Consider the following 20,377-nt stretch of genomic DNA (forward strand, 5'->3'; position numbering starts at 1 on the left):
GCCTATTAGGCATCTGACTTCCCCTCCCCCTAAAAAGTAAAGATGTCATGTAGAGCAATAGATGTGGCTGAAATATAAATTTCAACTGAATTATGACATGATTGGTAAGTTAGTGTAGGAAGCAATCTGCAGATCATTTCTCACCCAGGGCCAGGATTGTTCCTGCTGATCGTTGATTCTCCTCTATCAGTGGTTCTCGTCAAATCTATTCTCAATATTTTAGAAATTCACAAAAACGTGAATCTCACAGTTGGAGAGTATCTAGCAGAGTGTCTCATAGCCCCGTTCGAAGTTCTCCACGCTTGTCGTATGGTGGTAAGCAGGTACCATCGACCGAACGGAAGGCTGATATCAATGGTCTTGGCCGAATTTTGTTCGCTTCGTCGGAAGAGGGCGAACGGAATCCCCTTGAGAACTGCTGGTTAGTATTGACTACTAACTGAGCGAGTTCCGTCCCTTCGCGGTAGCCAACGAACGATTCTCCTAACGAGAGTATATTCGTCTCAAGTGCTACTTGTAGACAGCCACGAGCGTTACACTGTCGTAATGCATACTGAGCGTCCAGTGTAACACAGAATGAGTCCTTCTTTCGCCTCGCGAACGCGAGGAGAAAAGAAGGATTCGTTACACCCTACAGTAACCGAGTGAAAATTACGCATTAGAACGGACGCAATTTGCGTCCGTTCCTCATCTCCGTGGATACTGTTGGGGCGGTGGTGTTACGCCCGTCCGTGGGAGGGCGTTACGACAGTGTAACGCCCTCCGTGCCTGTGTCTTCAATGAAGTCAATGGTCGCCGCTCTAGTAAACCTTCTGCCGCCTTATGGTTTATTTCAATGCTTTTGTACCATTCTAGCGGATATCGTCGATGGGAATTCCGTCATCGAGTTAATTGTGCTCGTACTGTAGCACAGCCACCTGGAGAGTAAACAACCTCATCTCTATCGGCGCATACTCTTGTGAAATCATGTGTCGCTGGTGAACTCCGTAGAAATCGTCGTTCAGAGGAAATCGCTACTGTTGGCAGCAACGAACGGCGTTGACAAGGACCACGCCGACGCGATCATGGCCAAGGTTGTCGCCCATAAAGACCCGATTCTCGACCGGCGATAGCGAACTGATTACACTGTCGTAATCATCTCCAGACAACCAGTGTAATCAGCTAGACTGCTTCATTTCTTCTCTTCAGGTCGCGAAGAGAAGAAGAAGCAATTACACCCCACAGTAGCCAACCGTTCATTCCACCATCAGAGGGGGTGCAACTTGCACCCCCTCCTCATCTCTTAGAGATCGTCGGTTACGGTTGGTTGCTCGGTGGTGATTACGACACCGTAATCTCCTCCGTAATGCTCTCGTCTTCGCCAGCCGTGATTTTGCCCGGCTTGAGGCGACGCTTGTATTCCTCGCTTTCGTTCGGGCCAGAGATTACGATGCAGATGGAAGACGGATTGCCGATTCGGCTTGCCTCACGGTAAGCACTTTCGGCCAATCTACAACTCCGGTGTCACACCATGTCCTGGGCCTGTTATCTCATGGATTGGACCGTCTCTTATGGGAATAGTGTCATTTTCGAGGAGGCGATTTCCATCAAGGTCGACATAGGAGAACGCGTCAGTACCAGCGACGATGTGTGCACTCGTATGGATCCCAATAGCACTTTCGAGCATACAACCGATCATGAGGTCTGTATCTGCACCTTGAGCGATAGCAATAATATCTGCAGTCGCAAGCGGTCCTGACTTCCCCAATTTCACGTTTATGATGTCTGCGGCATTCTCGGACACGACTCGCATTGCATCTTGTGGCGTGAAGACAGTTTCGTCAGCAGCGATGGGAACATCGACACGGCGGCAGGTATCGGCGAGTCCAGTAACATCGGTTGCAGGAACTGGTTGTTCAATTAATTCAAGGTGGATACCGCGGTTAGCGACACGATCCGCGAACCAGGTGGTCTCTTTAGGCGTCCATCCCTGATTCGCGTCTATTTTGAGTGCAGCGTCCGGAACGGCATCGTGGATGGCTGAGACGCGTTCGACGTCTTCACTCACATCATTTCCAGTTTTTATTTTGAGATGTTCGTAGCCCACATTAGCTGCACTAGCTGCTCGCTCGGCTGCTTCGCTGCGGGGAAGGATGGGGATTGTCATGTCGGTTTCAACCAATCTCGGTGTGCTGCCGAATAGTTCCGAGAGTGGCATTTCGCGCTCACGGCAGTACGCATCGAGAATAGCCGTTTCGACAGCAAAGGTCGCTGACGGTGTTTTGGGAAACGTTTGACGAACATCTTGAATGACCGAACGGTAGTTACTCGTTAGACGACCTTTAACGATGGTAGCCATCGACCGTGCCGCCTCGATGGCTGTTGTTTGGGTCTCACCAGTGACCGGCGGTAATGGCGAACCCTCACCGTACCCTGTGGTTCCGTCGGCAGTCTCGACAGTAACGAGTACGTTCGACGCCTCGTGTTGCGTTCCGAGAGATATTTCGAACGGTTCAGCGAGTGGCAGATCGAGCGCTTCTACCGATATAGAAATAATTTCACTCATACTCTCGCCTCGAGTGCGTCTTCGATGGCGTCGAAGAGTTTGTCTGCTCCCGATTCATCGTAGACGTTCGCAGAAATTAGGCCGTGGCGCAGTTGTTGGATTTCGGGATCACCCCACGTAGAGATGCCAGCGACCGATGCGTCTGATAGTTCTTCTGCGAGCATTCTTTCCTTCTCAATCCCATCAACTGAAAGACGTTCGAAGTGGGTTCGCTCTGTTCGGTTGGGATCATCGGCGAGAACGATTGCATCGGGCCACGATCCATGAAGGACTCCTAGTGTCACACTCGAATATGCGCGATGGGTAAGAGACGCCTGTCCCTCTACAAAGACGACATCGTGATCTTGGGCGACTGCCTTCACCATATCTTCTACGACTCCGGCAGTGAAGTCGGCAGGAACTCTGTCGACGACGATACCTTCGTGTGCACCCACCATAATCCCGGTCTGACCGGTGGCAACCCATCCAGCGTTCCACCCTGCTTTGCAGGCAGCTCTGTAGAGTTCGACCGTTGTTGTCCGCTTACCGACGGCACAGTCCGTCCCCAGTGTAAGCACTACCTGGGAGTCGATATCGTCCACGGATCCGTCACCGACGCGTAGTTTATCGGTCGCGGGTGGTTTGCGGACATCGAAAATTCGGACGTCGTGTTGGTCGGCTAACGACGACCAGTGCTCGTCCTCCCCGAGAAAAACGTGAAGGCCAGAAACGACATCACACCCTCTACGGATAGCGTTCTCGATGTCTTCGACCCAAGCATCGGGTAGCTCACCGCCAGCAGGAGCGACACCAATAACCAGAACCTCCGCCTCCGGTGCGATATCGAGTGCATCCTCGACGGATTCGACGACGGGTACGTCGGGTGCATCGGCCTTTCCTAAGACGTCGGTAGGACTTTGTCCGGCAGTTTCAGAGTCTACGATTGCTCTGGTTTCAAACACTTCGCTATGCATTACGACCCCGTTGGCGGTTTTCCCACCTGTCTTGCCGAACTCGCCCTCCGCGAGGACGAGTGTCGGGACAGAAACGCCAAACGATTCTCGCAGGTTCATGATGTATCCCTTACTCCGTAACTTTCGCCCAAAACAGCACCACCTCCAATAAAGGGGAATGAAAATGCACCGTTGCTACCCTTCGGATTCGGCGGATTTTCCTCCGCCAAATCAGATGCTAATCGACTCGATACCGTTCGATAGCGTCCTCGTTCAGCGACACACCTAACCCGGGAGCGTCGGGAACAGTAAACGTATTCCCGCCCGGTGTCCACTGTTCTCGCTCTTCGATTAGCAAATCGACGGCGTGAACGTTCAGAATGCCTGTTGGATATACAACTACAGGTGAAGCGGCGGCGAAGTGAGCGTTGGCCGCGGCGCCGACACCGAGTTCAAGCATACTTCCCATGAAACAGGGAAGTCCATGTGCATCGGCAACAGCCGCTACGTCGCAAGCCCTGACAAGCCCGCCCGTTTTCGCAAGTTTGATGTTGACAATGTCGCAGGCGTTGTGGCGGGCGAGGCGCGCCACATCAGCTGGTGAGAAACAGGACTCGTCAGCCAGAACGGGAACACCAGTCGTCTCACGTACCCGTCTCAATCCCGCAATATCGCTGTGCGGAACCGGCTGCTCGACCAGTGTCAGTCCATTAGCAACCTCATCGAGTGTGCGGACTCGAGTCACGGCGTCCGCGACGGACCATCCTTGATTCGCGTCGATCCGAATTTTTGCATCAGGGACTGTCTCCGCGATCGCGGCGACAGCGTTTCGTTCGATTTCGAAGTCCGGCCCACCTACTTTGATTTTGAATGATGTATATCCCGCCTCACGCGCTTCACGTGCTTCTTTTCGCACTTCTTCGGGGGGTTTGATGCCTACTGAGTAATGGAGGTCTATCATCGGTTCGTTGTTAGGCGCACCACCCAATAGTTCGTACACGGGTAAATCGAGCGTCTTGCCCAGTGCGTCGTGTAACGCCACATCGATTCCGTAAAGTGGAAAGGGTTCGCTCGAGAGTTCTCGTTCGATACGATCGACGAGACGTGGTATTCGATGAATTGGCTCGCCCTCGACAACGGGGGCAATTATGTCCCTGAGTAAATCGACTATGGCACTGCGCGTCAAACCATGGGGCCACGTCGACGATGGTGCTATTTCGCCGACACCGACGACTCCCGCGTCTGTTTCTATTTTGACGAGGACATGGTCATACGCTCCTTGTCCGCCCGTTGCAACCGAGAGACTCGTTTCGTACGTAGTCTCTGCTGGAACGGAGACTGGAATCGTTTCGACCGCCGTCACACAGGTTGTCACTGTCGAATCACCTCCCCAGGTCGTGCACTGGTGTGCTTGCCGTCCCTGACGACGAATTCCCCATTGACGAGGACGTGTTTGATGCCAACGGGGTAGACGGCCGGATTGAGGAAGTCACCTGGCTGATGAATTGCTTCGGGATTGAAAACAGTGAGATCGGCACGAGCGCCCTGCTTGAGAACCCCCCTGTCCTTGATCCCCAATCTGGAAGCGGGCATCCCGGTCATCTTGTGAACGGCTTTCTCCAGTGGGATGACTTCCTCCTCTCGGACGTACTTACCGAGCACGTGCGGGAACGTGCCATAATTACGGGGGTGGGGAACGCCTTCGCCCAAAGGGCCACACGGGCAAAGTGAGGATCCGTCACTGCCGACCATCGTGAGGTCGTGACGCATCACGTATTCGACGTCATCTTCGTCCATCCCAAAGTTGACGTGCATCGTTCGGTTTTCATCCTCCAGAACGATATCAAGTAATATCTCGGCGGGAGGTCGGTTTTCGTCATCGTGGTCAGCGAGTTCAGCAATCGTCTTTCCTTGGTACTCTCGCAGATCAGGATTCTGAACGTTCGTCACGAGGATGCCGTCCCAGTCATTCGTTCGATCAGTGGCTAACTCTTTCCGAATTCGAGCACGCTTTTCCTTGTCGCGAAGGCGTTGCATGAGTGCATCGTCACCCCCGTCGTGTGCCCAATTGGGTAAGAGCGCACCGAGACTGGTCGACGACGCGATGTACGGATACTGATCGCATTGGACTTCGATACCGTCGCGTTTGCGGGCAAGTTCCATCCGTCGAAGGGTATATCGAACCTTTCCCCAATTTTTCGGCCCGACAGCCTTGTGATGCGAAACTTGGACTGGGATACCCGCACGGCGACCGATTTCCAGGGTCTCCTCAACGCTCCCAATGAGATCGTCACTCTCTGAACGCATGTGGGTCGCATAGATCCCACCATACTCTGCGGCCACTTCGGCGAGTGCGACGACTTCGTCGGTTTTGGCGTAGCATCCCGGTGGGTAGAACAGCCCAGTCGAAAGGCCAACGGCGCCGTTTTTCATAGCCTCTGCGACGAGGCTTTGCATCTCGTCGAGTTCCGCCGTCGTCGGCGCACGATCCTCATAGCCGACGACGGCGGCACGAATGTTGCCGTGACCGACGAGTGAACCGACGGAGAGCGAGAGGCCGTCACGTTCGAGGAAATCAAAGTAGTCAGCCATCGACTCCCACTCACTTGCATCGACCTCTTTCGCGAGTCCGTTACTCGCAAACCAATCGTCGATTGCCCGGTCTGCCGAGCCATATCGCGGGGCGGCGCTTGTCCCGCAGTTACCGACAATTTCGAGGGTAACTCCCTGTCTAACCTTGCTATGTGCATCACGGTTGGCTGGCAGCGTGAAATCGGAGTGTGTATGGATATCGATGAATCCTGGCGCAATGACGCTGCCGTCTACGTCCACCACGGTTTCTGCATCGTCTTCAACCTGACCGATGGCTCCGAGTTGCCCATCATTTACTGCGACCTTGCCACGGAACCACGGCGACCCGGTGCCGTCGATTATTCGTGCATCTTCGAAAACTACGTCGTAGCTCATCGGTTGCTAATTGGTAACGTGTTCCTAAAGTATGCCACCGCACAAGAACGGGGTCGTTCCTCCTAGCTACGTTCAAAGAGATAGCTTTTGACGACTGCAAAGCACGGAAATTTTCACTCCAAACTTGCGTCACGGAAATCGACAGCAGTTCGACCCTCGTTACTCGTTTGGGTCGTCGTTGACCGGATTTGGGTGCATGTCTCGGTCGCCGATCCTGAACTCAGGAGACGAATCCGACATACATCGCCACCAGTGAGTACGTAAGTGTCACTGCAAGGAATGCGGTCTCATTTATTGGAAAGAGGAGATACACGGCCACAAAGAGAGGATAGGGTGATGCGATCAGCACCGCTTCGATTGTGTACCACTGACGGTGGCTGACATTGAGTCGATTTCGGATCCGATCCCGTAGAAGGGGTTCACGCATCGTCGGTGGCGGACCCCAGTCGTCATCGTTTCCCTCCGAAACAGCCTGTGGGTCATTGGTCTCTTTTGGATGGTTCTTTCGACCGTCTGAACCGAGCATGGTCCATCCTTCGTATTCCGTGTGACGCTCCTCGCCGCCATCTTGCATCAGACAGTCACCTCACTTTTGTCTATAGACCGTTCGGATCGATGGTAATCAGACACTCTCGTGGTAAAACTGAATCGCATCTTGAACGTGTTATCACCGGTGAAAATTTTGATATCCTGACCGACTGGGATAGCTCCCTTTGCCTGACTCTCCTTCGAGAACACTGAGGATTCGACCTGCAATGCGAACAGCCGTCGTCCCCACATTACGCATCCCTCTCTTTTGATGGTAGGTCATTGTGATCGACAAGTGCGTATTCACAGCGCTCACATCGTCGTTTCCCGACTAGCGAGCGACCGCCACAACAGGTGACATCTGGGCCATCAGGTTCACTGAAAGTCTTCTCGCAGGATGGGCAGTTGGGAACGCCGTACCGTAGTAATGAGAGCATCGTACGTCGTTCTCGGCTTTGAAGGTCTTCCCAATCGGGAAGAATCGTGGAAAGATACTCCGCATTGGCAGTGTCGATTGCTGCTATCGGTCGGGCCTTCCATTGTCGTATACTCATCTCGTCAACATCATGGATGAACCAGTTTTCACCGCCACTCAGTGACCGACGAACCGACGCTTCGACGGCACCTGGAAAAGCGTCGACTGCCGCCTCTTTTAGCACCTCCGAGTCTGCAATCAGAGTCTGAGTTCGTTCACACACGCGGTCAGCCGTTTGCGCACTGAGAGAGAGGTCGTCGTTGAGCACTCCGGACGAAATCAGCCTCTCTCCCGTCGGGAGTTTTGTTGGGGACTCTGCTTTTTCTAGCCGGGAAAGGATCGGTTCAGGAAGTTTGCGAGTCAGCCGAGGCGTTCCTGGAATCAAATATCCACGAAATCCGACTGCGACCACTCCCATGATAGCGGCGATGCCGGCGATGATGGGATGGCTGGTCTTCGCAATGACACCGACACCGAGGGCGGCTAGTCCAAGATTTACGATTGTACACGGCCAGCACCGATTCCTCCCCGTGTGTGCTGGATTCCGGTATTGCATACTCATCCACTCGGGTATTCGGAACCGTAAAGCCTCCACCGACTATGCTGGGGGGTGGGTTCAAGCCACTTCGACCGCTCCCGTCACCACATGGGGTTACAGGACGTACTCGATGCTGCAGAGGCGGTCGGTAATCGCGACGAAGAACGGCGTGAGATGTTCCAAACTGAATTCAATGCGTACGAGAACGGGGATCTCGACTCATTCGACGAGACGCGTGACGATATCGAACACGAACGTGCCGCTCTGAACGAACTGGGGTATGCACTCGAGGCGGAAGGAGAGAATATCGATGAGTTAGTCGACCACGCTGAGTTTCTATCTGTTGATCAAGCGGTTCGTCACCGAGATGAGGTGGTCGAGAAACTCGAAGCACACAACGCTCATTTGTGGACGTTCCATGGTGAAATGTCAGAGGCGTTGAATACGGTGGAGTCCAATCTCACTGTGCTGGTCAATGATGGAACTGACGCCGTCGAAGCCGACCCACAACCTCACTTTGACGGGGCACGTCGGGCCTTAGAACGGCATAATGAGGTTGTTGAGGGACTAGGAAAGAACCTGACAATACTCAATGCCTATCTGATATAGATCTGAAAAATACCCGTCTCTTCTTGCTTTTTGTCGGACTTATTTTGACACACAACCACACCCCCACGTTCCAGTATTTTCGAAGTAGGAGGTGTAATTTTGGGGGATAATGGTGGCCCTTCATAGTAGGTGGTGTGTATAAGCCCAAACTCCGGATATGTGTTTGCATATGTCTAGCACTCGGCGAAACTTCATGAAAAAGATGGGTGCTGCCGGCACAGCAGTCGGAAGCGTTAGCCTTGCTGGCTGTAGTACCAACAACAACAACGGCGGCAACAATGGTCCCTCGAATAAGAAGGTAGTCAAAGACCTCCCGAAGAACCGAAAAATCGGGAAGAAGGTTCACCTGAGCAATACTGAGAAATATTGGGCTGAACGGTACCAAGCGAACGTTGTAGTCGACAAATGGTTCCGAGAAAAGCTTGGTGTTCCAATTCAAACGAAACCGGTCGAAATCACCGTCCTCACTTCACGAGAAGACAATGGCAAATTCGATCTCACCACCTACAACTGGTGTGCAGACAACGGTGACCCCGATGGTATCATCGTTAACCGCTTTTATAAAGACGGCTCTGAGAACGACTACGGGTTCAATAATCAAAAATACAATGAATTAGCGATGAAACAGCGGAAGGAAACTGATGAAAAGAAGCGGCAGGAACTCGTTCACGAGTGCCAGAAAATACTCGGTGAACAACGTCCTGAAAATCAGTTCCTCTACAACGTTTATCCGTACACGTTCAACAACCAGCGGATCAAGGAAGATTCGACCATCGTTACCGTTACCGGACTTCGCAATATCTGGAACTACACCCAGATGGAGCCCAAAAACGACCAGGGCAAAACCATCGTTACGAACAATTGGGATCCATCCGATCAGCTGAATCCGCTCCACATCAACGGCATTGGACCGAGTCGGAATTGGACTCCGATACGATTCATGCACGACTTCCTTATTCGTCCTGATGAGAATCAAAAGCCGACGCCGTGGGCAGCAAAAGACTACGAGTGGAAGGACGATACAACGCTCACCGTTAATCTCAAGCAGGGAATGACCTTCCATGACGGCGAGCCGGTCACGGCTGACGATGTCGTGTACACCTTCAATCTCATCCTTGACACGGAGCCGCCGGCGTATACGAACAACGTCGTTGATGTTGTCAAGAGTGTCGAGAAAACTGGCAATCTCTCCGTGAAATTCAATCTGAAAGAAGTATATGCCCCATTTCTTTCCACGACACTTGGATTAACGCCAATCCTCCCCAAACATTACTGGACGAAATTACTACGGAAGACAGGCAACCAGAAGACCCCGTGGAAAGTCTCCATCAGTAATAAGAACCCAATCGTTGCGAGTGGCCCATTTAAATGGGGTACTTGGGATCAAGGTTCGAAATTCGAGATGCCAGCATTCAAGAAGCACTCGTTCGCTGCACCGAATATCGAAAAACGGGTACAGAAACCCCTTGCGACGCGTGATGCCGAGGTTGAGGCGATGAAAAACGGTGACTACGACCTCCTCGACTACTGGCACGGAAGCCCGTCGTCGCTCAAAGATGCGGCTAAGAACACGAAGCATCTCACACTTGTTCAGACCTCGGACGATTGTCGGCAAGCTTGCTGGATGAACACCCGGAACCCACCATTTGACGATGTTGCCTTCCGCCAGGCAGCAAACGCCCTCGTGATGAGTGCACAAGAAGTCATCATCAACGAAATTTATGGTGGGTTTGGGAACAAAGCGACATCCCCGATCAATAAGACGCTCAAGTTCTGGCATAACTCCGACACTCCCATGTTCAAAAATGGTGCCGAGGGTGCCGTTGAAATTCTCAAGGATGCTGGATATGTCTGGGACGAACAGGGCAATATGTACTATCCAGAGGGGAAGACCGGTAATTAACCCCCCGTCTTTCGCTAACAATGATAGAAAAGCGCTATTTGATTCGACGATTGCTACTCATGGCGATATCGATGCTCACCGTCATCACAATCTTGTTTTTCCTGTTTCGGATGGTGCCCGGTGGCCCGATGTCCGCGATCATGAGTCCCCGGATGAGTCCGGAAGCAAAACGGCAGGTTGCCGAACAATTCGGCCTCAACGAGCCGATTTGGAAACAGTACTTACTGTACATGCAGAACGTCCTCCAGCTTGACTTCGGACGGTCGTTCTACTACAGTCGTCCGGTGACGAGTATCATCGCGGATCGATTCATCAACACGATGAGCCTCATGCTCACCGCGTTCCTCATCTCGTACACGTTTGGTGTATTCTTCGGTGCTCACCTCGGATGGATTCGTGGGACGGGCAAGGAGCGCGCTGGCATGCTGGTCGTCCTTTTCATTCGCTCGTTGCCCGTATTCTGGACCGGGATGGTCGTCCTATATGTGTTCGCCTTCCACCTCGATATGTTCCCTCTCGGTGGAATGCGGAGTGTGAGCGCAAGCTACACGGGGAACGTTGGGAAACTCCTCAGCCCCGACTTCCTATATCACTTGGCGTTACCGGTGTTTACGCTCTGTACGTACTACACTGGATTACCGCTACTGCTGATGCGGAACAACCTCCTTGAGGTTCTTTCGGAGGACTACATCGATACAGCACGGGCAAAAGGGCTGTCCAACCGTCGTATCCTGTTCAACCACGCGGCACGAAATGCTATCCTGCCGGTGATTACCGCGTTCGCCATCGCGATCGGCTTTGCTGTCGGGGGTCAGGTTCTCATTGAAACGGTGTTCTCCTGGCCCGGCCTCGGACGAGAAATGGTTCAGGCCTCCCTCAGGAGCGACTATCCGTTGGCTCAAGGCGCATTCGCACTACTGTCGATAATTGTGATTACGATGAACTTCGTCGCGGATATCGCATACACGGTGCTCGATCCGCGCGTTTCCTTAGGAGCGAAGTAACACATGAGCGAAGAAACTGCACAACCTGCGAAACGGACCGTCACAGAGACGAAACAGGGTTGGCGGCGGTTCGTCCAAAACCTCCGCCGATCGGCTATCGAGCAAGCACGGGTGTTCAGCGAGTCGAAGATGGCGATGGCTGGACTCACTATCATCGCGTTCTACATTGTCATCGCGCTCATTGCGCCCTATATCGCCCCATACGGCCCCTATGAACGTCTTTATACCACGAACGGCGGATGGGCAGACCTCCAGTCGCCGAGTCTCGCGCATCCACTCGGAACGACGAAGGCAGCTCACGACGTGCTATCCCAACTCCTCCTCGGTACGCGTATCGCGATGTTCGTTGGGATACTAGGTGCATTCATGGTTGCCGTCATTGGCACCACTGTCGGCATCATCGCCGGCTACTACGGCGGTTGGGTCGACGAAGTCGTCATGCGTCTCGTGGACGTCCTCTACGGCCTCCCGTTCATTCCGTTTGTCATTGTCCTCGTGACGGTATTGGGCGCGAACGTCTGGAACATCATCCTCGGTATCGCGTTACTGTACTGGCTCTCGACCGCCCGTGTCGTTCGTTCAGAGGTATTAACCGTTCGCGAACGGCCGTACGTCGAAGCCGCACAGGCAGCCGGTGCCAGTGACTTCCGTATCATGCTGGTTCACATCCTGCCGAACGTCATCCCGCTTTCGGCGCTGTACGCGGCCATTGCGGTCGGGTATTCCATCGTCGCTCAGGCCAGCATCGCATTCCTCGGGTTCGGCGATCCGTCCGTCCCATCTTGGGGCGTGATGCTCCAGCGTGCGTTCGTGACGCAGTCGTTCGGCACAGCGTGGTGGTGGGTGTTCCCACCAGGCCTCTCGATTACGCTCGTCGTAATGGGCGCGTATCTTGTCGGTCGCGGCTACGAGGAGATCGTCAATCCACAACTCAGGGAGCCATAACATGAACCAAACAACAACGAACTTCGACTTCGATGATGGTGCACCGCTGCTGGAGGCAGAGGAACTCGACGTGACCTACACCACGAGTTCCGGTGAACTCACCGCTGTAGACGGTATCAGTTTCGCCGTGGATGAAGACGAGATTTTCGGTCTCGTCGGCGAGTCCGGATGCGGAAAGAGCACCGTCGCGCAGGCCATCCTCAGCCTTCTCCCGAGTAACGGCCGTGTTGCCTCCGGTTCAATCCGCTTTCGCGGCGTCGAATTAACGGAACTCTCGAAGCGGGAGATGGATGCGCTCCGCTGGGAACATCTTTCACTCATCAGCCAAGGGGCGATGAACGCACTCAACCCGGTTCATCGTATCTCCAGTCAAATTATCGAGGCTATTCAGGCTCATCGCGACGTTTCCAAAGCGGACGCACGTGAGCGAGTAGCGGAACTGTTCGAGGTCGTCGGTCTCGATCCGGATAGAATGGACGACTATCCCCACCAGTTCTCCGGCGGCATGAAACAGCGCGCATACATCGCTATGTCGCTGGCACTCGATCCAGATCTCATCATTGCGGACGAACCGACAACAGCGCTCGACGTCATCGTCCAGGATCAGATTCTCAAACGGTTGAAAGAGCTTCGCGACGAGCTCGGTATCTCCGTAATCATCATTTCTCATGACATCAGCGTCATCGCGGAGACGTGCAACCGACTTGGCGTAATGTATTCGGGCAAGCTCATGGAATACGGCGATCTGAGGGATATTTTCTCAGATGCGTTCAATCCGTATACGTTGGGACTTCAGAATGCCTTCCCGACACTCCGTGGCGAACAACAAAACCTCATCAGCATCCCCGGCAGTCCGCCGTCCATCGCGGATCTCCCTAGCGGATGTCGGTTTATGCAGCGATGTCCGTTTGCCGTTTCCGAGTGTGCGGAGAATCATCCGCCGCTGTACGAGGTGGGGGAAGACCACTATTCTGCCTGCTATCGACACGACGTGATCGAAATGATTCGACGGGAGTCGAAACGTCGCGAGACGTGGCAACGTACGGACAAAAACCAATCCGGTCTGGAGGGCTATAGCGATGACTAATGGTACACAAACCGAGTACATCATGGAATGCGATGGGTTAAAACAGTACTTCGACGCTCAACAGGGGCTCATAGACAGTCTCTTTGGCGAGAAGAAACACGTTCGTGCCGTCGACGGAGTTGATCTTCAAATTTCAGAGGGAGAAATCGTCGGTCTCGCTGGCGAATCAGGATGCGGGAAGACGACCTGCGGGAAGACGCTCATCCGCCTGCTCGAACCCACGGATGGAACGGTCAGATACCGCGGAAAAGATGTGACCAATATCACGGGATCGGATCTCAAGCAGTTCCGCCGCGATGTCCAAATTATCTTCCAAGACCCCTTCGAGTCACTTAATCCTCGTCGAACTGTCTTCGACACGGTGGTCGAGCCGCTCAAGATACATAATATCGGAAACGCGGAGGAGCGGATCGAACGGGTGCACGAAGCACTCGAACGCGCTGAACTTACGCCGCCAGAACAGTATTTTGAGCAGTATCCACACCAGCTCTCGGGAGGGGAGAAACAACGAGTGGCCATCGCTCGTGCGCTCGTTCTCGAACCCGATTTCCTCCTCGCCGACGAGCCCGTTTCCATGCTCGATGTGTCCATTCGGGCAGGCGTGTTGAACCTCCTTCAACGACTCAACGAGGAACTAGGACTTACTATCCTGTTTATCAGCCATGACCTTTCACTTCTTAGGCAAGTGTGCGACCGAATAGGTATCATGTATCTCGGTCGCATAATCGAATTCGGGGAAACTGAGTCGGTCATTCAGAATCCGACTCATCCATATGCGAAAGCGTTGCTCGGGGCCGCTCCGGAACCGGATCCGTTTCGGGAGCGTGAACACGTCGAAATTCAGGGATCCATTCCCGACCCGATCAACCTCCCGTCCGGTTGTCGGTTCAAGGGACGGTGTCCGGAGCGGGAGGCCATCTGTGATTACATTGACCCACCGTTGCGATCCATTACTACCGAATACGGCGACAAAAAACGGGTCGCTTGTCACGCCTATTATGACGAAGAGGACGTCGCAGAATTCGAAACGCAGCTTCAGGCAATGGAGGTTCCTGAGACTGCCAAGGAAAAGCCCCACGAGCACGTCTCTTCGGACGAGACAGCAAAAAATCAAGCCGATCAGGACGCTCGGGCCGACTAAGTTCGGGTGGTTGACGTCGCTTCAAAAGGTTCCCCTTTTATCCGGTCTGATATGGGGTCGGAGAGAGATTCACTGAAAATTTGTTTTCAGTGTTCGGTGAGTGGTTTTCATGGTGGATATGCACCATCGTCCATGTCGTCAAGGGGGAACTGCGGCCGCCGAATGTGATTGAAATCGAATTTTCGTGGATCCATTGCGACGAGACCGATGCTGTTTATGGGAATGACGCGACTCGCCAGTGGTTCGTAATCTGCACGATAGTGATTCGTGCTCTTGACGACCAACACGTCGAGTCGTTCGGGTTGGATGCCGACGTGTCGCCATATTTCGGCATCGAGTGGCTGCAGTCGGTTCTTGGTGACAATGACGCTCACTCCGTTCTCGTGGCCACATTTTAGGTGTACCGCTGTGCCGAGATGGTTCTCACTCCCCGTTCCCATCGGGCCAGTGTTGACGAACTCGCCGTCGGTTATGGCTTTAACATACCCATCAACGTCCTCGATTGCTTCTCCGTGTAGGTCGTCTGTTTTGCCACCCATGGTTACGGTGATGTGCTCACCTACGCCGGCGTTGACGCAGTCGGCGACGACGTCTGGGTCGTGCATGATGGCAAAGCCTGCGTTCGTCAACTCTTGGTCTATCATTTCGCGCAGGACTGTCGTTCCATCTGCAGCGCCGCCGCCGCCGGGGTTATCACCCACGTCTGCCATCACGATCGGACCATCTTCGGCGTCGAGATCCGCGGCCGCACGTTGCGCCTCTGCGACCGCTTCGGGTGGAGTTGGGAAATCTCCGACGAAGTCTTCACGTCGGTTCCAAATATACTCCGCAAGTTCGCGGGCGACCGCTTTTGCCGCGTCTGTGTCCCCATCTGCGACGACCGGTATCGAGAACCCCATCGAGGGGATATCTGCTTGATGGAACCCAGGGAACACGTTCACCTTCCAGATCTCGTCGCGCTCTTCGTACTCGCGGGCTTTTGCCATCACCTCGGCCATCGGCCCTTCAAGGGTATTTTGAAGTGGCCCCATCGCGAGCACCGGCGGGCGTTCGATATGCATCGTCGGATCGGTTTCTCCACGCATCGTTTCGGTGAGAATGCGCATTCCCCGGCGGCCGGTGTCTCCCATATCTATGTGTGGGTACGATTCGTAGGCGACGAGTGCGTCCGCCTCTTCGACGAGCTGGTCGGTGATGTTTCCGTGTAGGTCGAGCGTCACCACGATGGGGACGCCATCGCCGACTATTTCTCGGGTCTTCGTTACGAGGGGGCCCTCGCCGTCCTCCATCCCCTCAGGGACCATCGCTCCGTGGAGGCAGAGCAGAACGCCATCGAGAGCGTCGCGGTGCTTTTCGACAGCGTCAAGAATTTGGTTGCAATAGAAGTCGTACGTTTCTTGGGGGACGATTCCCCCAGGAGTGGCTGACGCCGCGACCGTGTGGACGAGTTCGATTTGTTCATTCTCCGCGACATCTATTGCCCCGCCGACAGCGGTGTTCGTTTCTCGCAACTTGTGGTCGACTTGTTCCCCTAAGTACTCACGCCGCTCCTGAAACTTCGGCCGGTCAGTCGGTGTCGTCGCGAATGTATTCGTCTCGTGTGAGAAATCTCCTACGAGTACTAGCTCGTCAGACATATGCGACGATTTAGCAGACCGATGATTAAAGACACTCCCTCTCATGGAGGGGAACTCCGACGCGAACTGCTCACCGAGATATTTGACTACTTTCTGATGGCACAGCCAGGACGGTTTTCAGTCATCTCGCCTCCACAAACGGCAAATTCTCCGTTGACGAGGACGTGATCAATTCCCTTGGGATACCGTCGCGGATTTTCGAACGTGGCGCGACTCTCGACTCGAACGGGATCGAAGACGACGAGGTCAGCGTCCATCCCTGGTCGGATGACGCCCTTGTGGTCAAGACCCATCGCCCGAGCAGGGAGCGAGGTCATTTTGCGAATCGCTTCCTCCAGTGTGAGAAGATTCTTTTCGCGGACGTATGTCCCGAGAATGCGTGGATAAGAACCGTACACGCGTGGGTGCGGCTTCCCTCCGAAAAGCCCGTCCGTTCCAACGCATACCCGCTCAAACGAAAGGATTTCTTGCACGTCGTTCTCGTCGAGCATGTGTAGGGTTATGCTCACACTGAGTTCTTCCTCGACGAGGAGCTCACACACTGCATCGACCGGTTCAATATCTCGGTCGTTGGCGATTTCAGCGACGCTTGCCCCTTCGATTTCGATATTCTCCTCGCTTTCGACGTTCGCGATTACGACGTTGTCCCACCCGGAGAGTGCACCGATGTTCTCCCATCCGCTGATGCGCCACTCGGTGATATCTTGGCGAATCCGCTCGCGGGCATCGTCGTCGTTCAAATACTCGAGCGTTCCCTCCGGACCCTCCGCATGAACCCAAGGTGGGAGAACGGCCGATAACATCGTACTTCCCGCGGTGTAGGGGTACTGTTCGGCAGTAAAATCCACACCTCGTTCGCGTGCCGCTTCGATAAGCGACGTCGCCCGGTTCACCTTCCCGTGTTGCTCGGGGCCACCCATCTTGAAGTGTGAAAGATGCAGGGGAATTCCTTCTTCGGCCCCGATATCCACGAATTCGTCGAAGGCATCCCAAATCCATCTTCCTTCGCTCCGAATGTGAGCGACGAAGGGGCGTCCGTACGGTCCGAGTCGAGCAGCAAGTTCCTGAACCTCGTGTGTCCCGGCGTAGGTACAGGGAGTGTAAATAAGGCCAGTCGAGAAGCCAACGGCACCATCCTCCAGTGCCTCTGTCACTAAGTCGGCCATTTCCTCGAGTTCTTCGTCCGTCGGGTCGCGACTGTCCATCCCCAAGACGTTGAATCGAACCGTTCCATGCCCAACAAGAAGAGCGGTGTTTAGTGCTACTCCCGACTCCTCGACGGCGTCCAAGTAGTCGCCGACGCTGCCCCAACTCCACACCATGTCCGTCTGTCCGGCGAGCGCCCCGAGTTGCTTCGCCCACTCCTCGGCGCCTCCTTCTCGATACATCGGTGCCATCGAAAATCCGTCTTGCCCGAGTATTTCGGTCGTGATTCCCTGTCGAACTTTCGGTGCGAGCGTTGGATCGTCGAATAGTTCGATATCAGAGTGAGAGTGCGTATCGACGAACCCTGGGCATACGACGCGACCATCTGCAGTCAGCGTCGTCGTCGCGTCGATATCAGGATCAGTGGTACGGTAGATATCAGTAATTCTGTCATCAGTAACTCCAACCGCACCATGAAACCATGGGGCTCCTGTTCCATCCACGATTTTCGCATCCTCGATGAGGAGGTCAGTCATGCACGTACCTTTCTGAGCATTGCAAAAAAACAGGCTACCGCGTATGAACGGGGGTAGCAATCCTATGCAAGCGGGAGTTAGCCGTCGTCGACAGCGTAGTGGAGTTTCGTCGTCGAGAGATTGCGCCCTGAAACGGGCACGACGACGGTGCTTCCGGAAACGTTCATCTCTTGCACTGCACCGAGTGCGGCGGATGAGGCCCCTTCCACAATGAGCCGCTCGTTGGCGAACATCGTCCGAATCGTCTTTTGAATAGTTTCCTCGCTCACGAGTCGCATATCGGCGAGGCGTTCACGCATGATCTCCGTGGTGAGCGCGAACGGAACACGTGAGGCGATCCCTTCGGCCATCGTGGTGACCTGTTCCCTGGGGTCGAGATGTCCTTCGTTAAAGGCACGATAGGTTGCATCCGCGCCCTCCGACTGGACACCGATGACTTTCGCATTCCCGAGTGCACCGACCGAGAGGCAATAGCCAGCAGCACTGCTTCCACCCCCGACGGGGCAGACAACCGTGTCAACTTCCGGGAGATCCTCCAGTATTTCTAATCCGGCGGTACCGACGCCAGCGATAAGATCGGGTTCGTTCGCCGAGTGGACATACCGATAGCCCTCCTCTGCTGCACGCTCCTCGGCCCACTCTCGTGCGTCGTCGTAATCAGCACCGTGTTCGACGACAGTTGCACCGAACGTCTCCATCGCTGCGACCTTTTCAGGGTTCGGGTTTTCCGGAACTACGACAGTCACTGGGACGTCGAACTCCCGTCCAGCGTACGCAACGGATTGACCGTGATTTCCCGTCGAAGCAGCGATGAGACCGGCATCACGGAATTCGTCTTCGAGTCGATGACCGATGGTGACGCCCCCGCGAACTTTGAACGCGCCTGTCGGGAGCGTATCCTCACGTTTCAGATACACATCTGCATCCGTCACATTGGAGAGGGTTTCGCTCCGAACGAGCGGCGTTCGTGGAAGATAGCGTCGCACGATGTTCCGCGCTTTGTATACATCCGCGGGTGTCGGGGCCGTAAGGTCGTGGTACGGGAAAATGGTCGTTGCGTCGGGTGAGTCGATTGGGTCGTATTCGGTCATTGTTCGTCCCCGTCCGTTTTTGCCTTTTCAAGAACTGCATGGAGGAGTACGTCCGCACCTCGAACCACGTCCGCCCATTCGGTGTATTCGTCTTCTGTGTGGCTGATCCCATCGACGCTGGGGACGAATATCATGCTCGTCGGGCAGATCTCGTTTAGATAGTTTGCGTCGTGGCCTGCCCCGCTGACGATCCGCATATACTTCGTTCCGACCGCGTCGGCCGCCCGCTCAACGGTTTCGATACATTCGTCATCGAAGGGTTCGGCGTCGACACGCATGATCTCCTCGTACTCCATCTCGACGTTTTCTCGGTTGGCAGCGTGCTCGATTTCACGCTGTATCTGTTCTGTTGCGTGATCAACGATGTCGTTGTCGTAGGATCTGAAATCCAGAGTAAAATCGACCCGTTCGGGAATAACGTTAATCGAATTCGGATGCACGTCTATCGATCCCACAGTCCCCACGAGGTCGTCACCACCGGTGCTCGTGATACGCCGAACCGATTCGATGACATCGCTCGTCGCGACGAGGGCGTCGTGGCGGAGATGCATCGGCGTTGGCCCGGCGTGGTCTGCACTTCCAGTGAATGCAGCGTTCATCCACACGAATCCATAGACTCCCCCGACGACACCAACGCTCAGACCGCTTTCACTGAGCTGTGGTCCTTGTTCGACGTGCAGTTCGAAGTAACAATGAAGATCTCTTGGCTCACATGGCTCGTCTCCTTTGTACCCGATGCGTTCGAGTTCCTCACCGAACGTTTTCCCTTCTTTATCTTCTCGGGTGTACGCATATTCAAGGTCGAACTCGCCAGCGAAGACTCCACTCCCCAGCATATCCGGTTGGAATCGTACTCCTTCTTCGTTGCTCCACGCGACTACCTCGATCGGCCGTTCCGTCTGAATACCGTCGGCGTTCAGCGTTTCGATGACTTCGAGTGCACCAAGGACACCGATAACACCATCGTAGCGGCCACCATTGTACTGACTATCGATATGTGACCCAATCAGTACCGGATTGAGCGCATCGTTTGCACCGGCTCGGCGGGCAAAGAGGTTCCCCATCTCATCGACAGTCACATCGAGATTCGCTTCTTCGAACCACTCGACAAGTGTTTCTCGTGCCTCCTGATTCGCACTGGATAACGACGGCCGGTTTACGCCGTCGCGGTTCGTCGCACCGATTTCGTTGAACGTGGTGAAACGTCTGCGGAAGCGCTCGTTAGATACTGTCAGTGACATCTGGTGTAGAATCGTATCCAAGGGTTTTGATTCCGCCACCTCCCATGAAAGG

The 20,377-nt window shown here is 54.3% G+C and carries 18 protein-coding genes; 7 read left to right on the top strand and 11 right to left on the bottom strand.

Annotation, left to right across the window (positions count from 1 at the left end; all coding sequences use genetic code 11):
- Window positions 1-977: 977 nt before the first annotated feature.
- A complete protein-coding gene (locus tag OOF89_RS22835) occupies window positions 978-1,112 on the top strand; it encodes a hypothetical protein (RefSeq protein ID WP_266083261.1) in 135 nt (44 codons plus the stop codon).
- A gap of 208 nt (window positions 1,113-1,320) precedes the next feature.
- On the opposite strand, the gene OOF89_RS22840 is transcribed toward OOF89_RS22835, so the two are convergent.
- From OOF89_RS22840 to OOF89_RS22870, 7 genes are all read right to left on the bottom strand, one after another.
- Window positions 1,321-1,488, bottom strand: a complete 168-nt coding sequence (locus OOF89_RS22840; protein WP_266083262.1) for a hypothetical protein — start codon at window positions 1,486-1,488, stop codon at window positions 1,321-1,323.
- 1 nt (window position 1,489) lies between these two features.
- Complete coding sequence (locus tag OOF89_RS22845; RefSeq protein WP_266083263.1) at window positions 1,490-2,545, bottom strand: dipeptide epimerase; 1,056 nt, start codon at window positions 2,543-2,545, stop codon at window positions 1,490-1,492.
- On the bottom strand, window positions 2,542-3,597 hold the full coding sequence (locus OOF89_RS22850; protein WP_266083264.1) for a DUF1611 domain-containing protein: 1,056 nt from the start codon (window positions 3,595-3,597) through the stop codon (window positions 2,542-2,544). Before OOF89_RS22850 ends, OOF89_RS22845 begins: the two co-directional genes overlap by 4 nt.
- Before the next feature lie 118 nt (window positions 3,598-3,715).
- Complete coding sequence (locus OOF89_RS22855) at window positions 3,716-4,852, bottom strand: mandelate racemase/muconate lactonizing enzyme family protein (protein ID WP_266083265.1); 1,137 nt, start codon at window positions 4,850-4,852, stop codon at window positions 3,716-3,718.
- Window positions 4,849-6,444 (bottom strand): N-acyl-D-amino-acid deacylase family protein, encoded by a 1,596-nt coding sequence (locus OOF89_RS22860; RefSeq protein WP_266083266.1) that lies wholly within the window; start codon window positions 6,442-6,444, stop codon window positions 4,849-4,851. The genes OOF89_RS22855 and OOF89_RS22860 overlap by 4 nt, the downstream gene beginning before the upstream one ends.
- A gap of 220 nt (window positions 6,445-6,664) precedes the next feature.
- Window positions 6,665-7,018 (bottom strand): hypothetical protein, encoded by a 354-nt coding sequence (locus OOF89_RS22865; RefSeq protein ID WP_266083267.1) that lies wholly within the window; start codon window positions 7,016-7,018, stop codon window positions 6,665-6,667.
- 205 nt (window positions 7,019-7,223) lie between these two features.
- A complete protein-coding gene (locus OOF89_RS22870) occupies window positions 7,224-8,003 on the bottom strand; it encodes a hypothetical protein (RefSeq protein WP_266083268.1) in 780 nt (259 codons plus the stop codon).
- A gap of 90 nt (window positions 8,004-8,093) precedes the next feature.
- Here OOF89_RS22870 and OOF89_RS22875 point away from each other — a divergent pair, with 90 nt between their 5' ends.
- The 6 genes from OOF89_RS22875 (at window position 8,094) to OOF89_RS22900 (ending at window position 14,674) form a co-directional block, all read left to right on the top strand.
- Window positions 8,094-8,594: a hypothetical protein gene (locus OOF89_RS22875; protein ID WP_266083269.1), complete on the top strand. Its 501-nt coding sequence runs from the start codon at window positions 8,094-8,096 to the stop codon at window positions 8,592-8,594.
- 169 nt (window positions 8,595-8,763) lie between these two features.
- Window positions 8,764-10,497 carry an ABC transporter substrate-binding protein gene (locus OOF89_RS22880; RefSeq protein WP_266083270.1) on the top strand — a complete coding sequence of 578 codons (1,734 nt, stop codon included), beginning with the start codon at window positions 8,764-8,766 and terminating at the stop codon, window positions 10,495-10,497.
- Window positions 10,498-10,517: 20 nt separating this feature from the next.
- The gene (locus tag OOF89_RS22885; RefSeq protein WP_266083271.1) at window positions 10,518-11,501 is read left to right on the top strand and encodes an ABC transporter permease; all 984 of its coding nucleotides are present in this window, start codon (window positions 10,518-10,520) and stop codon (window positions 11,499-11,501) included.
- Window positions 11,502-11,504: 3 nt separating this feature from the next.
- Window positions 11,505-12,446 (top strand): ABC transporter permease, encoded by a 942-nt coding sequence (locus OOF89_RS22890; protein WP_266083272.1) that lies wholly within the window; start codon window positions 11,505-11,507, stop codon window positions 12,444-12,446.
- A gap of 1 nt (window position 12,447) precedes the next feature.
- A complete protein-coding gene (locus tag OOF89_RS22895) occupies window positions 12,448-13,533 on the top strand; it encodes an ABC transporter ATP-binding protein (RefSeq protein ID WP_266083273.1) in 1,086 nt (361 codons plus the stop codon).
- The gene (locus tag OOF89_RS22900) at window positions 13,526-14,674 is read left to right on the top strand and encodes an ABC transporter ATP-binding protein (protein ID WP_266083274.1); all 1,149 of its coding nucleotides are present in this window, start codon (window positions 13,526-13,528) and stop codon (window positions 14,672-14,674) included. Before OOF89_RS22895 ends, OOF89_RS22900 begins: the two co-directional genes overlap by 8 nt.
- Window positions 14,675-14,781: 107 nt before the next feature.
- On the opposite strand, the gene OOF89_RS22905 is transcribed toward OOF89_RS22900, so the two are convergent.
- From OOF89_RS22905 to OOF89_RS22920, 4 genes are all read right to left on the bottom strand, one after another.
- Complete coding sequence (locus OOF89_RS22905) at window positions 14,782-16,311, bottom strand: M81 family metallopeptidase (RefSeq protein ID WP_266083275.1); 1,530 nt, start codon at window positions 16,309-16,311, stop codon at window positions 14,782-14,784.
- Window positions 16,312-16,397: 86 nt separating this feature from the next.
- The gene (locus OOF89_RS22910) at window positions 16,398-17,993 is read right to left on the bottom strand and encodes an N-acyl-D-amino-acid deacylase family protein (RefSeq protein WP_266083276.1); all 1,596 of its coding nucleotides are present in this window, start codon (window positions 17,991-17,993) and stop codon (window positions 16,398-16,400) included.
- A 77-nt stretch (window positions 17,994-18,070) separates the two neighbouring features.
- Window positions 18,071-19,084, bottom strand: a complete 1,014-nt coding sequence (locus OOF89_RS22915) for a threonine ammonia-lyase (protein WP_266083277.1) — start codon at window positions 19,082-19,084, stop codon at window positions 18,071-18,073.
- Window positions 19,081-20,325 carry a Zn-dependent hydrolase gene (locus tag OOF89_RS22920; RefSeq protein WP_266083278.1) on the bottom strand — a complete coding sequence of 415 codons (1,245 nt, stop codon included), beginning with the start codon at window positions 20,323-20,325 and terminating at the stop codon, window positions 19,081-19,083. Before OOF89_RS22920 ends, OOF89_RS22915 begins: the two co-directional genes overlap by 4 nt.
- Between the last annotated feature and the right edge of the window lie 52 nt (window positions 20,326-20,377).

This window comes from Haladaptatus caseinilyticus (assembly GCF_026248685.1).
Classification (GTDB): domain Archaea; phylum Halobacteriota; class Halobacteria; order Halobacteriales; family Haladaptataceae; genus Haladaptatus; species Haladaptatus caseinilyticus.

Coding starts and splice junctions, on each gene's coding strand:
- OOF89_RS22845 (WP_266083263.1), bottom strand. CDS start 2,545: ATGAGTGAAATTATTTCTATATCGGTAGAAGCGCTCGATCTGCCACTC.
- OOF89_RS22850 (WP_266083264.1), bottom strand. CDS start 3,597: ATGAACCTGCGAGAATCGTTTGGCGTTTCTGTCCCGACACTCGTCCTC.
- OOF89_RS22860 (WP_266083266.1), bottom strand. CDS start 6,444: ATGAGCTACGACGTAGTTTTCGAAGATGCACGAATAATCGACGGCACC.
- OOF89_RS22865 (WP_266083267.1), bottom strand. CDS start 7,018: ATGCAAGATGGCGGCGAGGAGCGTCACACGGAATACGAAGGATGGACC.
- OOF89_RS22870 (WP_266083268.1), bottom strand. CDS start 8,003: ATGCAATACCGGAATCCAGCACACACGGGGAGGAATCGGTGCTGGCCG.
- OOF89_RS22875 (WP_266083269.1), top strand. CDS start 8,094: ATGGGGTTACAGGACGTACTCGATGCTGCAGAGGCGGTCGGTAATCGC.
- OOF89_RS22880 (WP_266083270.1), top strand. CDS start 8,764: ATGTCTAGCACTCGGCGAAACTTCATGAAAAAGATGGGTGCTGCCGGC.
- OOF89_RS22885 (WP_266083271.1), top strand. CDS start 10,518: ATGATAGAAAAGCGCTATTTGATTCGACGATTGCTACTCATGGCGATA.
- OOF89_RS22890 (WP_266083272.1), top strand. CDS start 11,505: ATGAGCGAAGAAACTGCACAACCTGCGAAACGGACCGTCACAGAGACG.
- OOF89_RS22895 (WP_266083273.1), top strand. CDS start 12,448: ATGAACCAAACAACAACGAACTTCGACTTCGATGATGGTGCACCGCTG.
- OOF89_RS22900 (WP_266083274.1), top strand. CDS start 13,526: ATGACTAATGGTACACAAACCGAGTACATCATGGAATGCGATGGGTTA.
- OOF89_RS22905 (WP_266083275.1), bottom strand. CDS start 16,311: ATGTCTGACGAGCTAGTACTCGTAGGAGATTTCTCACACGAGACGAAT.
- OOF89_RS22910 (WP_266083276.1), bottom strand. CDS start 17,993: ATGACTGACCTCCTCATCGAGGATGCGAAAATCGTGGATGGAACAGGA.
- OOF89_RS22915 (WP_266083277.1), bottom strand. CDS start 19,084: ATGACCGAATACGACCCAATCGACTCACCCGACGCAACGACCATTTTC.
- OOF89_RS22920 (WP_266083278.1), bottom strand. CDS start 20,325: ATGTCACTGACAGTATCTAACGAGCGCTTCCGCAGACGTTTCACCACG.